The following is a 13,680-nucleotide window of genomic DNA, read 5'->3' on the forward strand; positions in this document are numbered from 1 at the left end:
CGCGGCTCCAGCGCCGCGGCCCGGGCCGCGAAGCAGCCGCCCAGGCTCAGGCCGACGAGCCCGTGACCTCGTCGCGGACAGCGCCGGCGCGCGGCAAGACCGGCGGAGGCGCCGGTCGCACCTCTTCCGCGCCGCCGCCGTGCGGCGCCGGCTCGGGGGCGTGGTCGTCCGGCTCGGCCGCCCGGTCAGCGGCCCGCGCCGGACGGACCGGCTCGAACGCGGTGGCGAGCCGGCCGATCAGAGTCGCCGCGCAGGGGTGCGGGTCGCGGCGTGGCGTGATCGTGTAGATGCCACGGGTCGGGGGATCCACGAGGCCCACTGTGGTGACGTCGGGGCGCAGCGCGCACACCAGCACTCCAGGGATCAGCGCGATGGCGTGTCCGGTGGCGACCAGGGCCAGCTTGCCGAGCAGATCGGCCGCGGCGAGGTCGATGCGGGCGCTGACTCCGGCGCGGGCGGCGTGCTGGCGCAGCAGCGCTGCCGAGCCGTCGTTGTCCTCGGCCCAGGTCTGGTCGGCCAGCGCCCGCATGTGCACCGGGCCTCGCCCGGCCTGGGGATGGCCGACGGGCAGGACGACGACCATCTCGTCCAGACCGAGGTAACGCCGGTCGACGCGCGGGTCGTGGGACAGGCCCGGCGGTGCGTCGGTGACGACGGCGATGTCGAGATCACCGGCGACCACGCGGTGGTGCAGCTGCCCGCTCAGACCGGGCAGCAGGGTCCACCGCAGGGATTGCGCGCACTCCAGAAGGCCCCGGATGGCTTCGGGAACGATGCCCGCGGCCAGGGAAGGCGTCGCCCCGACCGCCAGCGGCCGGTCGAACGCCCCGTCACGGGCGTCCCGCGCGGCGCGAACGGCGCGATCGGCCTCGTTGAGCGTGGTCACGGCATGGCGCCGGAACACCTCGCCGGCAGGCGTCGGACGGACACCGCGCGCATGGCGCTCCATCAGGGGCACGCCGAGCTGCCGCTCCAGCCCCGCGATCTGCCGGGAGACCGCCGACTGGGTGTGATGGAGCTCGGCGGCGGTCGCGGACAGCGATCCGAGCCGGCACGCCGTCACGAAGGTTCGCCACACGGTCAGTTCCACCTGGTCAGTATCTCCTGCCGGTATGCGAGCTGCGCAGGGCTGCCCTGCGAAGCCTGCGCTTGTCGCAGCCGTCGCCGTCCACCACCGTGAGGTGCATGACCACACCGCACACCGTCGCCGTCCTCGGCTTGGGGCGCATGGGCGCCGCGATCGCGAGACGGCTGACGGCCCAGGACCTGGACGTCGTCGGCTGGACGCGCTCAGGACGCGCGCCCGGCGACGTCAGGACGACCGACGCTCTCGAGGAGGCCGTGGCGAAGGCCGATCTCGTACTCCTGGCGCTGTTCGACGGCCCGGCCTGCCGACAGGTCCTCGACGACGTCCACGCCTCGCTGCGGGCGGACACCATCGTGGTGAACACCAGCACCGTCGCCCCCGCCGAGGCGGCGGAGCTGGCGCGAAGGCTCGGCGCCTCCTACGTCCACGTGCCCGTGCTCGGATCGGTGCCCGCTGCCGCCGCCGGAACCCTGCGGATACTCGCCGCCGCGGACCGAGAGGCGTTCGACCGCGCCCGACCGGTTCTGGAGGCGCTGGGCACGGTGCGGCGGGTCGAGGACGCCTCCACGGCTGCCGCGCTCAAGCTGATCGCCAACAACAGCCTCGCCGGCGCCGTCCTCGCACTGCGCGACTCACTGAGGCAGGCCGACGCCCTCGGCCTGCCCCGCGCCCAGGTGCTGGACATCCTCGAACTCGGTCAGCTCGGCGGACTCGTCGCACGCAAGCGTCCCTTCCTCGCCGGCCAAGCGGCCACCCCGACAGTCCACTTCACCATCGGCGCGCTGGCCAAGGACATGGCTCTGCTGGCCGCCGCATCCCACACCCCTCTGCGCAGCGCGGCCGGCCTGGCCGACCCCCTCGCCGACCCCGAAGCCGACATCGCCGTCGCCGCCACGGTCCCCGCTGCCGAAGACACCGTGCTCGAACCCCTTCGCGCCTACATCCGCGGACACGCCACCGGCGACCCCGCCCACTTCCGCGACGCCTTCCTGCCCACCGCCCACATCGAGGGAATCCGGGACGGCGCCTTCGTCTCATGGCCTCTGGACGACTACTGCGCCCTCTTCGAGGGGCGGCCCGCCCCGGACGAACCGGCTCGCTCCCGCCGGATCGACGCCGTCGACGTCCACGGCACCGTCGCGACCGCCACCATGACGCTCACACACGGCCCGGACACGTTCACCGACGTGTTCCTGCTGGCCCGAGCCGACGGCGGCTGGCGCATCGCCAACAAGGTGTATCACCGCCATCCCTGATTTCACGTCGGGTGAGCGCCGGTGATGAACAGGCGAACACCGGTGGAGAAACGGAAACCCGTTCCCGCAGAAGAGGTGAAGAAACACGCCGATTGCTCTGTGTGTTCATGCATTCGCCGGGCATCCGGAGCAACGGAGGTTGATAACTATGGTTCCCCTGCTTCTCGTTCTTCTGCTGGCCCTGGTCCTCTTCGGCGCGGGATTCGCGCTGAAGGCACTGTGGTGGGTCGCCGTCATCGTGCTGGCCGTCTGGCTGCTCGGCTTCGTCATGCGCAGTGCGGACACCGGCGGCCGCCGGGGCCGCTGGTACCGCTGGTGACCCACCCGACAACAGTCAGCCTGTGGGCCCCGGAGGACATCCGGGGCCCACAGGCCTGTTCCGCATCAGGACAACTCACCGGACAAACGGTGTAACCACCACCCTCCCGGGCACCAGACCACGTAGCTGGGGCCCGGTGCAGCAGCGGAACCTGCGCCTCCAACCACCGGACCCCAGCCCACCCGCCGGAGCGCCGAGGACGCGGCGCCGCTGGAGGCGAGGTCTCACCGGACGCGGGGGAGCGGAGTGGCCTGGGGCAGCGGGGTCACGAGGTGAGGCGGTGGACGGTGATGGGCACGGTGGTGCGGTTTCCGGTCGCGTCGATGCCGAACCGCCCGGTGGCGGCGGGGACGGCGCCGCCGGTGAGGGCGTAGAGGTGGTTGCGGACGTCGAAGTGGTTGGGGTGGGGAGTGGTGTCGTCGGTGGCGTTGCGGACCGCGGTGACAGCGGTGAGGACGGCGTCGTGGGCGAGGACGGGCCAGTAGCCTCGGGTGGCGTGGTCGGCGGGGAACCTCTGCCCATGGTGGTCGCCGGCGAAAGCCTGGAGGAACTTGTCGTACAGATCGTGGTCGCTGTTGCCGGAGCCGCGCAGCGCCGCGGCGGAGGGCAGCGAGGCGTACAGGACGGTGATGGGCGCCTCGCCCTGCTGGTTCAGACCGGTGAGGGTCCCGGGGTCCAGGGCGGCGGTGTCGGACCCGGCGACGACGGTGATGGGCAGGCGATGGCAGCTGCGGCGGCTGAGGGCCTTCAAGAAGTCGGGCAGGTACTTCTCACGGGCCGCGAAGTAGACCGTGTCCACGGGGCGTTGAGTGTTGCAGATGTTCTGGCCGATGGCGTCCAGGATCGAGTCGGCTCCGCCACGGGGGTCGAAGAAGAAGTCCGCGTTGGGGTCGAGGTGCTTCTTCAACCCGCTGACGGTCCGGAAGTCCCGGTAGAGGGACTCCGTGTAGAAGTCGGTGGTCCCGTTCGGGGTGACACTGGTGCGCACCAGTGCCGCGGTACGGGTGTCGCCGTCCAGTTCCTTGCCGAGCGCCTTGAGCTGAGTCGCGTTGGTCAGGGTGACGCGGACCAGCCCGTTGATGGGCTCAGGTGCGGCCGCGCCGGCGTCGATGGCGCCGGTGGTGTCGAAGCCGTCGGCGGTGATCACGTCGGCGACCATGGGGATGTCCTTGGCGCTCAGCGCACGGGCGGCGTCGACGGACTCCTGCTGGCTCAATCCCATGCCGGCGACGGCGACCAGGTTCTTCACCCCGCTCAGCGCGTCGACGGTGCTCTTCCAGCGCAGCTCGCCGCTGCCCATGTTGGCCAGCACCAAGCGGATCTTCAACGGGCTGTCGCTGGCGTTGGCCCGTTCGACGGCCGTGTACGCTCCCTCGACCTCCCCGACGAATTGGTCGAGCGTGAGGTCCTTGGCCTTGCCCATGGAGGTCAGCGGCGCCAGAAAGGCGAGGGTGACGTATCGGTCGCCGCGCGTCGCCCGGGAGTTCTCCGCTGCGACGGCCGTCAGCACCGGCCGCAGAGCGGAGCCGAACACGCCGGGACCGTCGCCGCCGTCGGTCACCCCTGTGCACTCCCCGTCGGCGCCCGTCGTCAGCGCCTCGTTCGTCGTCCCGCAGTGCGCCGCACGGAACTCCTCTCCTTCCCGCTGCTGTACGTCGTGGTGGTGCAGCCGGTACCAGACGCCCCCGCCGACGCCCGCCGCCAGCGCAAGAGCCACGCAGACCGCCACGGCGCCCCGATGCCGCGCCAGCCGGGCCCGGCGCGCTTTCCACCACCCGTCGGCGTCCTTCGCCGGGGCAGGCGCGGACGGGGTGGACACGGACGGCGCCGGCGGGGCGTCGGGAACGGTGGGCGGGTGCGCCGACGGCGTGTCAGGGCCGGTCCGGCTCTGTGCCGGCACGGTGTCGGCGGCGGCGAGGTCAGCTGCCGTCCGGGTGTCCGCGGCTGGAGGCGACGGAGGCCGGACGGGCGCCTCGACCGGGGGAGCCGGATCGCTGCCGCCGGGGCCCGGGGCCGTCACGGCGGGATCCCGCCGGGTCTCCTGCGGCCCGCCGGGCATCTGATCCTCCGCCATCACACACCCCCCGCCGCGTACAGGGACTGTGTCGGAGACTCCGGCAGCCCTCTCCTGACACGAGCGCTGTATAGGTTCAGCATGAAAGAATTCCTGTCTTCCTGGGCGCGGTGCTGAGAAGACCGCCTGAGAGCCTCGTGTCCGATCGCCGGCCGAAGGGCGAATCGGACGGTGGCTCAACCGAATCAGGATTCCGCCTCACGATCACCGGCTGACGGGTAGTGCGATTTATTTCCGAACTCTCCGAACCGTGCCGCATCGTGATCGTCGCCTTATCCGCAAGATGCAAGGACGGAGCCACCGATGGACACCACCGAGACGGACCACGCGGCACGCGTATCCGCCCACGCAGCCGTGGGAGCACGGCTGTCCCTCTTCAGCGACCGTCGGCTGGAGACCGCCGTGTCCGCCGCGCCGAGCCTCGGCTGCGGCATCGGCGGACGATCGGCGCAGATGGAAGTCGAGGGAAGCCGCGTCTTCGTCAAGCGGGTCCCGCTGACGGACGTCGAGTTGCGGCCGGAGCACGTGCGGTCGACGGCGAACCTGTTCGGGCTGCCCCTCTGCTACCAGTACGGAGTCGGGTCGGCCGGCTTCGGCGCCTGGCGTGAACTGGCCGCGCACATCATGACGACAAGCTGGGCACTGAGGAACGAGTACGCCGGTTTCCCCTTGCTCCACCACTGGCGTGTCCTGCCCGACAGCCCTCCTGCCGGCTTCTTGGACGACCTCGGCGGCGTCGAGGGGGCCGTAGCGCACTGGGAGGGTTCGCCGGCCATTCGCCGTCGACTGGAGGCCATCGAAAGATCCTCCTTCAGCCTGGTGCTCTTCCTGGAGCATGTGCCGCAGACCCTCGCCGAGTGGCTCGCAGGCACCCGTGACGCGTCCCCGCCGGGCCGCGGAGGCGAGTCACCGTATCGATGGGTCGAGCATGAGCTGCTGCGGGGGACGGAGTTCATGAGTGCGCGCGGACTGGTCCACTTCGACGCGCACTTCGCCAACCTGCTCACGGACGGCCGACGGGTGTACTTCGCGGACTTCGGGCTCGCGTCGAGCCGTGAATTCGAACTCTCCCCCGAGGAACGCGACTTCCTCACCGATCACCTCGTGTACGACCGCTCCTACGCACCGAGCCACCTGCTGCGCCACCATCTCCCACAGGACATGCGCGGCGGCGCCGAACACGCAACCTTCCTGCGCCGGTGGGTGGGCGGCCACCGACCCGCCCATGTGCCGTCCGACATCGCCGCGATCATCGACCGTCACGCCCAGCACGCGATCGTCCTGGACGACTTCCACCATCGGCTGCTGACCCGGAGCAAGCACACCCCGTTCCCCACAGCAGAAGTACGTCGGGCCGTTACGGCAGTGACAGCCGACAGCGTCGGCCCGTCGTAGTCTCGGCGCTCCGGCCCGCGGCTCGAACAAGGTGAGGGACGGGTCTGGTTCGACAATGCACGCGACGCAACGTCAAACCGACGGGACCGGCCACAGCCGTACCGTCCTGTCCGTTCCCGTCGTCCTGAGCAAGCCTCCGTTCGGTGCGAAGCTCACGCCGGTGACCGGCCCGTGATGGCCGGTGAGCGGCTCGCCCAGCGGCCGGCCGGCCACCGGTGACCAGTACCGCACGGTCGCGTCGTCACCGGCGCTCGCCACCAGCTGCCCGTCCGGTGAGAAAGCGACGGATGTGACGGGCCCGGTGTGACCGGTCAGCGGTCGCCCGGCCGGGGAGGCGGCGACCGGATCCCAGAGCCGTACGGTCCCGTCCGCGCCGCCGCTCGCGATGCGGCGCCCGTCCGGCGAGAACGCGATCGCGCGCACGGGGCCCTCGTGGCCGCTGAGCGGCCCGGCGGTCGGCGTCCCCACGGTCAAGTCCCACAACCTGACGGTTCCGTCGAGGCCGGCGGTCGCCAGGAGTCCGTCAGCGGGCGAGAACGCGAGCGCGTCGACCCCGCCGGTGAGGCCGCCGAAACCCTCGTGCAAACGGTAGCCGCTGAACCGGCCCACCCGCGTACCCGGCGGCGGGGGCCTGCCGGTGACCTCGTCCCGGAGAAAGCGCACACGCCGGCTCGGGGACCCGGGAGTGGTCCCGTCGCGGTCCGGCTTCCACAACTCGACCGTTCTGCCTCCGAGGCCCGCGATCGCCAGCAGCCCGTCGCTGCGCGGCGCGAAGGCCACCGCACGCACATCGGTGATCCCGGATCCGAGGCGTTCCGGCTGGGCGGACCGGCCCGCAGCCGGCTTCCAGAGCCAGACGCTCCCGTCCTGGCAGGCCGTGGCCAGGAGACCGCAGCCGGCATGGAAGTCCAAGGCCAGGACCGGCCGGTCGTGATGAAGGGTACGCACCGGCGACCGGCTCGCCGCCGGCTCCCAGAACCGCAGGGTGCCTTCCGAGCCCACGCTCGCGATCAGGGCTCCGTCGGGCGACAGGGCGATCCCGTCCACCTTCCCGGTGCGGTCGCCGAGGACCAGACCGGTGAGGGGCCAGTGGTCCGACGGCTGCTGCGGAGGCGTGAGAGCCAGTGCCGGTCCGTCCTGTAACCGCACGACCTCCTCGATGGCTCGTCCCAGGAACTTCCGGCGTTCGCCTTCCACTCGCGCCTGTTCGGCGAGGTGCTCGCTCCGACGGAGGAACTCCTGCCGCTCCTGTTCCATGTGCCTCAGGTTGTCGGTGAGTTCGGCGATCCGTCCGGTGAGCGCATTCCGGTCGGTGTCATGGGCTTTCAACTGCTCGTCCAGGCGCTGCCGCGTCCCTTCGTGCGCGGCTCCGAGCTCCTCCTCCATGCGGAAGACCTGATACTCGGCCGGCGCTTTGAGACGGACGGACTCGAAGTACAACCGCCGCGTCTCCGCCCGGACGGCCTCGGTCACAGGGCGGCCCGTCCGGTCCTCCATCGCGGCGAAGAGCTTGTCCAGGAAGTACGCCTTCGGCTGCCGCCCGCCGGAGAGAAAGCGCGAGATGGTCCCCCTGCTGTAACCGACTGCCTCCGCGAACGCCCGCAGGGAGGACCAACCGCTCTCCTCGTACAGCTCCCGCAGACGCAGGACGAAGGCCAGAACCGGTTCGCTCACATCTTCTTTGACCGGTCCCAGTTGCGGTCGCCTGCCCCCACCACCGCTCATGGCTCCTCCGGATGCGTTGCGCAAGAGGCAATGATCGCACCGGAGATGACTTCTGGTGGTGCGACTTCCGGCAAGGGGAGCGGGTGTTTCACGCTCAGGGCATCGACTTCCGTCCGGAGCGGCCGGCCCCGGCCACCGCAGGCGTTGCTGAGAGGACCTCCCTTCCCATGCACACTCTCCTCATCACCGTGGCCGCCCTGTTCAAGGGGCGGCAACGCCCACTCGTGATCGCTCTGTGTCTGCTGCCTCTGCTGGTGGTGACGGCGTGCTGCGTCCCCGCCCTCCTCGTGCTGCCGTTCTGGCCCGCCGGTCACACCAGGGCCACCGCATTGGTCCGGCATCTGCGGGAATGGTCCCTGGCTCTGCACGGGACCGACGGTCCTGCGCCCGGTCGGTGACGCGTCGGACCGGCGATGGCGGCGAGGTGCGTGCCGGGGCGTACGGAGAGCCCGTTCAAGTGGTGGATGATCGTTCCGGTGGAGACGGCGGCGACCTTGTGCTCGGCGCCGTCGACCGGGTCGATGATGCGGCCGACGGCCTGTCCCTCGGTCACCTCGTCACCGGTGACGGCATTGGTGGCGCGGACGAACGTCGCCACGTAGCCGGACGGGGACCAGCTCCAGCGCCAGGCCGCCCATGCCTGTTTCGAGGTGCAGCTCAGGCTGAGCGACCGGTCGCGATGGTGTGCTCCGCGCCGCGCGGCGGAGCCGGCATGGGCGACGGGTGGCCGGGCATCCGAGGCGAAGGGGATGGGCTGACCGCGCTTTCGGTGCCGCCCGTCGACGTCAACAGCCTCTTGGGGGTGAGAAGGTGAAGGGCTTCCGCAGCTTCATCCTGCGCGGCAACGTGGTCGACCTGGCCGTCGGCATCGTCATCGGGGCAGCGTTCACCGCAGTGGTGAACGGCTTCGTCCGCGCCTTCCTGACACCGATCGTCGGGCTGGCCACCGGCGCCACCGGCGACATGAGCCGTAAGACCTTCACCCTGGGCGCCACCGAGTTTCCCTACGGCGCCTTCATCAACGCGGCGATCAGCTTCCTCCTCCTCGCCGGCGCCCTGTACTTCCTGGTCGTGCTCCCGATCAACAAGCTCCACGAACGCCTCGCCCCGCACCACGACGTCCAGGCCCCCAAACGGGACTGCCCCGAGTGCCTCAGCCCCGTACCCGCCCAAGCCCGACGCTGCGCCTCCTGCACCGTCTCCCTGCCCGCCGTACCCGCTCAGGCCGGGGAGACAACCCAGCGCGCCGGGTGACCCGACCCGCATGGGCCGCCCTGGGGTGCCGGGCCTCTCGCGGGCACGTCCGTGGTGACCGTGGTCACCGACGGCGTCCGACGCCGAACCGGCTGAGTGGCTTCACGGTCGGCGCTACGGCGGCGGCGCTCGCCGACGAGACCTGACGTCGCTTACATCGAGCAGCAGGGCTCCCCTGCCCGGCCCCGGCGGCTGGGCCGTCTCTTTCGGGTCCTGCGCCGCCAGCCGGTTGGTTCCATGGTCGGACTCCGTGCTGATCAGGGTGAGCCGCGCTCACGGCGGCCGCCACGGCCGCCGGTCACCAGTCCTTCTCGGCGGTGGTCTTCGCCGGACCCAGGACCTCCACGTGACCGTGATCGCCGTAGAGGGAACGCCGCCAGCGCGCGAAGACCTCGGCGGTGCGGTCCGCCTGCTTCTGTTCTCCCACTCCGTAGTCGACGCGGACCACGGCCACGCTGCGGGCGCTGCCCGAGGGCACGCGGACGTGCACGCTCGTCACGTGGGCGGCGACCGCGGCGTCCGCCTTCGAGGCACCGGACGTGAGGTACGCCCGGAACTCGCGCAGCATCGGGTACCAGCGGTGGGGGCCACTCGTCGGCACTCCCACGCCGTCTTCCGTGGTGTCGCCCTCGGGAGGATCGTCGGCATCCCGATCGGTGGTGGTGTCGGGAAAGGTGCCTTGGTCGTCGCTGGTGGTGTCGGGGAGGATGCCCTGGTCGTCGCTGGTGGTGTCGGGGAGGGTCCCCTGATCGTCGCTCGTGGTGTCGGGGAGGGTCCCCTGATCGTCGCTCGTGGTGTCGGGCAGTTCTTCCTGACCGTCGTCGCTCGTCCCGTCCGCCGCGGACGCTCCGGATCCCCCGCTGGCCGCCGCGGCTCCCGGGCCGGCCGTGGCCGCCGTGTGCGTCCCCGGGCGTTCCGTCCCGCAGGCTGTCAGCGGCAGACAGCAGCAGGCGAGCAGCGCCGCCACGGGCGCGTACCGAGTCATGATCGTCATGTGACGTCCCCCTTTCAGCCTGTCAGAGAGGTACGCGCGCCCCCGGGTTCCCCCGGCCTGTCAGGCGGGCAGCCGCAGTCGAGGACGCCTGCGTGGTGAAAGGGCTATGACTGCCGCGGAGAGCGGCAGCGGTCACTCGTTCTCCGTCGTGATCGTGTACGCCTCGTGGCGCACGTCAGCGTCGGTGTGGCCGCGCAGCAGACGCAGCAGTGCACGCCACTGTTCGGGCCAGCCGAGCGCGGGGCCCGTGCCCTGCACGATGCCGACCGCCAACAGGCCCTTCGCGGCGCTCCCGTCGCGGGCGAACAGATCCGCCGCGGCCAGCAGGGCCTCGGTGTGCCGGGACAGGGCGCGATGCGCCGCCGACGTCCGCAACCGGCCGGTCGTGTGCGTCGCGACGGTCACTCCCGCGCCCTCGAGCGCGTCCGCGAGGTCCCGCAGCCGTGCGAGCAGTTCGTCGGGGTCCACGGCCTGATCGGCCAACTTGCCCAACAGATAGGCTCGTTCCAGAGCCAGGAGGGGCTCCGGCGCCAGCTGTCGCGCGACCGCTTCCAGCAACTCGGTCCGCACTCCGGCGTCATAGCCGAACGACGTCAGGTCCCGCAGCCGCTGCAGCGCCGGCAGGTCCCGGCCGTCCAGTGCGTCGCAGCCGCCCTGCGCCGTGTGCATCGCGGCCATCAGCTCGGCCACCGCCGTGTGGTATACGCCGCCCGGCGCGGCGCCTCCCACGGGGTGCGCGAGATCGGACGCGGCCAGATCTCGCAGTACCCACCCCGCGCACTGCCAGTGGGTACGCTCGCCGAGGTCGCAGACCGTACGGGAGATCCGGACGGCCAGGTCGGCCGAGTAGCGGCACCACACCCCCATGGCGCGCAGCAGGGCGTAGCCGCCCCATGAGCCCTCCGTGAGCGCGAGGCACGGGTCGTACGCCGCGACGATCACGTCGGCATAGGCGCGACGGTGCGTCTGTGCCAACTGCCAGGGGGTGACGCCCAGAAGAGCCATGTGCACGGGGAGGGCGTCGTCGCGTGCGACGTCGTCGAGCAGCCGCCAGGCGTCCGGCTCGCCGAGCAGCGGCGGCAGCCCGCGGACGACGGCAGCCCGCACGTCCGGGTGGCGGTCGGGGGCGCGGAAGGCGTCCGACAGCAGGGACACGGCCCGCCGGGGCGGCAGGAAGCGCGCGGCCAGCCGTACGGCCTCCTTGCGGGAGGTCACCTTGGCGGGTCGTTCTCCGGTGAGCAATGCACCCAGCGCGACGCCGAGTTCGGACGGGGCGGTGAAGCGGGCGGCACGGGATGCCGCGTACACGGCGACTCGGGCGCGGTCGCTGCCGGCGTGCTCCAGCAGCACCGGCAGGGTGTCGTGCGGCCGGTCGGTCAGGGGCAGCGCGGCGAGCGCCGCCTCGGCGACGACCACTTCCGGGTCGTCGGTGTGCGCGAGCGCCAGCGCCTGCCCGAAGCCGGGCACCGGGGCAGCCGCCCGGATCAGGGCGGCCCGCTCGTCGATAGAGAGGGAACCGTCCGTGATCGCCTCCGCGGCCAGCCGGACCGCCGCCTCCTGCTGGCGGGGCAGCCAGCGGTCGCCGTCGGCGAGGTCCGGCAGCGGGCGCCGGGCCCCCTTCACCAGGAAGCGGCCGTGGGGCGGGAGCGCGTCGAGCAGCGCGTCCAGGAGGTCCGTCCGCCGTCGGCTCAGCACCCGCAGCACCGGGGGGAGGACGACCGATGACGGTTCGAGCTCGACGATTTCGGCGGCCCGCTCGTCTCGGGTGGCCGGCGCGGCCAGCCACAGCCGGGCCGCCTCCCTGAACGTCTCGTCGTCACCGCGTTCGAGGGCCGCGGCCAACCGCTCCTGCAGTTCGGGCAGCCGTGGGGCGCGTGGTCCCAGCGCTGCGGCCAAGCCCAGCAGCAACCGGAAGTCGGCGCGGGCGGCCCCGGCGTCGAGCCGGGGACGCAGGGCCCGGAGGATCTGGTGTTCCTGGCCCCGCCGCAGGTCGCGGTGGAGCGGGCCGAAGTCGGGCACGCCGACCCGGCTCACGATGCGCTCCAGGGTGCGCAACGCCCACTCCCGCAGGTGCGGCGCCTCGTCCGCGGCGTGTTCGACGAGAACCCGCACGGAGAGGGTGCGCAGCGCCGTCAGGGTGTCGGCCGAAGCGTCCCGTGCCTCCAGCGCGTCCGCCGCGATCGCGTCCAGCGACGGGGCGTCGTCGGGGCCGAGGAGCCGCGGGTGCGTCTCGGCCAGTGCGCGCAGCGCCGCGGCGCGTACCGGATCGCGCTCGTTGCGCAGACGGCGGCCCGCCGCGGTGAGCAGCTCGGTCATCGCCTCCCGGCCGCCGTCCCGTGCGGCGCACGCGACGAACAACGGCCAGGCGATGGCCCGGTCGTCGGCGTGGGACCGTCCGATCCCGGCGAGGAGCGCGGGACGCGCCTCGTCGAGAGGGCCGTGGGCGAGGGTGTCCAGGTCGTCCCACCAGTGGTCGCTGCCGTCGAACTCGGCCACCGCCCGGCGCACCTCCGCCCAGCGGCGCTCGCGCGGCATCAGGCCGAGGACGCTCAACGCCGGGTTCCCGCGCGTTCCCTGGACGGTGACCGCGTCCACGAGCGCGGGGCGCAGGCCGGGGGCGACGGCCTTCACCAGCGCGGTGAAATGGCCGCCGCGGTGCACCCAGTGGCGGCCCAGGGCGGTCAGCGAGGCGAGGTCGGCCCGCGCGAGCCGGCGCAGCACTGCGGACGGCGGTATCGGCTCGTGGCGCTGTTCCTGGCGGTCGGGGGACGTGATCCAGCGGATCAGGCGTGCGGGGTCGGCGGCGGCCACGGGGCCGAGTCGGTTGTTCAGCGCCGGCGGCGGACTGCCGGGGCCGTGCCGCTCCATCAGGGTCAGCACCCGCTCGGGACGCAGCGGCGCCAGTGCCGCGACCGTGGTGGCGTTCAGGCGCCACCAGTCGTCGCGCTGCTGTGCGCCGGCCCGGTCGGCCAGGGTCTGCTCGGCGTGGTCCAGAACCGGGTCGGGATGGCGGCACGCGAGCCGTGTCCAGCCCTCGACGGCGTGTGCCAGACCCGGCAACTCCCGTGTGACGAAGGGGGCTGAGCAGGCGGGGAGCAGCCGTGCGGCCTCGGCGTCGCCCCACTGCGCGCGCAGTCGCGCCACCATCCGCTCGGCGAGCGCGCTGCGGCCTCCCGCGGCGAGCAGACGAGCCAGTCGCTGCCTCAGCACGGCCGGTGCGTCGTCGTACGCCGCCTCCAGCGCACTGTCCGGCACGGGCAGGTCCCGTGCGGCGCGGCGCGCGTACCCGGCGACGACGGGGTCCGCGTCGGCCAGCCGCTCGGCGAGGTACCGCGCGTCCTGTCCGACGAGCGCCGCCAACGCCGCGAGCCGCCGCTCGTACGGTCCCCGCCCGTCCAGCTCGGCCAGCAGCGGGGCGAGCGTCCCGTCGTCCGCGAGTTCGCGCGCTGTGCGCGCCGTCAGGGACAGACGCGCGGGGAACGGCAGCGGCTCGAGAGCGGAGAGCAGTCGCTCCGCGGGGGTCGGCATGCGCCGATTCTGCCGGGCGGGATTCCTCAGCGCGATCGAATAAGCGCT

The 13,680-nt window shown here is 72.3% G+C and carries 10 protein-coding genes; 4 read left to right on the forward strand and 6 right to left on the reverse strand.

Features of this window, described 5'->3' with window-relative positions; translation table 11 throughout:
* Positions 1–46: 46 nt before the first annotated feature.
* Positions 47–1,090, reverse strand: a complete 1,044-nt coding sequence (locus ACIRS4_RS32925) for a LysR family transcriptional regulator (RefSeq protein WP_404203031.1) — start codon at positions 1,088–1,090, stop codon at positions 47–49.
* Between the two features lie 95 nt (positions 1,091–1,185).
* Between ACIRS4_RS32925 and ACIRS4_RS32930 the strand changes: the two genes are divergently transcribed.
* Positions 1,186–2,343, forward strand: coding sequence for a nuclear transport factor 2 family protein (locus ACIRS4_RS32930; protein ID WP_404203033.1), 1,158 nt, complete (start codon positions 1,186–1,188; stop codon positions 2,341–2,343).
* Positions 2,344–2,491: 148 nt separating this feature from the next.
* Positions 2,492–2,662 (forward strand): hydrophobic protein, encoded by a 171-nt coding sequence (locus ACIRS4_RS32935; protein WP_351093860.1) that lies wholly within the window; start codon positions 2,492–2,494, stop codon positions 2,660–2,662.
* Between the two features lie 265 nt (positions 2,663–2,927).
* Here ACIRS4_RS32935 and ACIRS4_RS32940 read toward each other — a convergent pair whose 3' ends face one another.
* Complete coding sequence (locus tag ACIRS4_RS32940; RefSeq protein ID WP_404203036.1) at positions 2,928–4,736, reverse strand: hypothetical protein; 1,809 nt, start codon at positions 4,734–4,736, stop codon at positions 2,928–2,930.
* Positions 4,737–5,039: 303 nt separating this feature from the next.
* Between ACIRS4_RS32940 and ACIRS4_RS32945 the strand changes: the two genes are divergently transcribed.
* Positions 5,040–6,131 (forward strand): protein kinase family protein, encoded by a 1,092-nt coding sequence (locus ACIRS4_RS32945; protein ID WP_404203038.1) that lies wholly within the window; start codon positions 5,040–5,042, stop codon positions 6,129–6,131.
* A gap of 72 nt (positions 6,132–6,203) precedes the next feature.
* Here ACIRS4_RS32945 and ACIRS4_RS32950 read toward each other — a convergent pair whose 3' ends face one another.
* On the reverse strand, positions 6,204–7,805 hold the full coding sequence (locus tag ACIRS4_RS32950; protein WP_404203040.1) for a helix-turn-helix domain-containing protein: 1,602 nt from the start codon (positions 7,803–7,805) through the stop codon (positions 6,204–6,206).
* A gap of 361 nt (positions 7,806–8,166) precedes the next feature.
* Entirely contained in the window at positions 8,167–8,454 is a 288-nt protein-coding gene (locus ACIRS4_RS32955) for a hypothetical protein (protein ID WP_404203042.1), read from the reverse strand.
* Between the two features lie 212 nt (positions 8,455–8,666).
* On the opposite strand from ACIRS4_RS32955, the gene mscL reads away from it, so the two are divergent.
* Positions 8,667–9,110: a large conductance mechanosensitive channel protein MscL gene (gene mscL / locus ACIRS4_RS32960; protein WP_402155743.1), complete on the forward strand. Its 444-nt coding sequence runs from the start codon at positions 8,667–8,669 to the stop codon at positions 9,108–9,110.
* A 298-nt stretch (positions 9,111–9,408) separates the two neighbouring features.
* On the opposite strand, the gene ACIRS4_RS32965 is transcribed toward mscL, so the two are convergent.
* A complete protein-coding gene (locus ACIRS4_RS32965) occupies positions 9,409–10,104 on the reverse strand; it encodes a hypothetical protein (protein WP_404203045.1) in 696 nt (231 codons plus the stop codon).
* Between the two features lie 132 nt (positions 10,105–10,236).
* Entirely contained in the window at positions 10,237–13,632 is a 3,396-nt protein-coding gene (locus ACIRS4_RS32970) for a hypothetical protein (protein WP_404203047.1), read from the reverse strand.
* Positions 13,633–13,680: the final 48 nt, after the last annotated feature.

This window comes from Streptomyces sp. NPDC101166, from assembly GCF_044768125.1.
Lineage (GTDB): Bacteria > Actinomycetota > Actinomycetes > Streptomycetales > Streptomycetaceae > Streptomyces.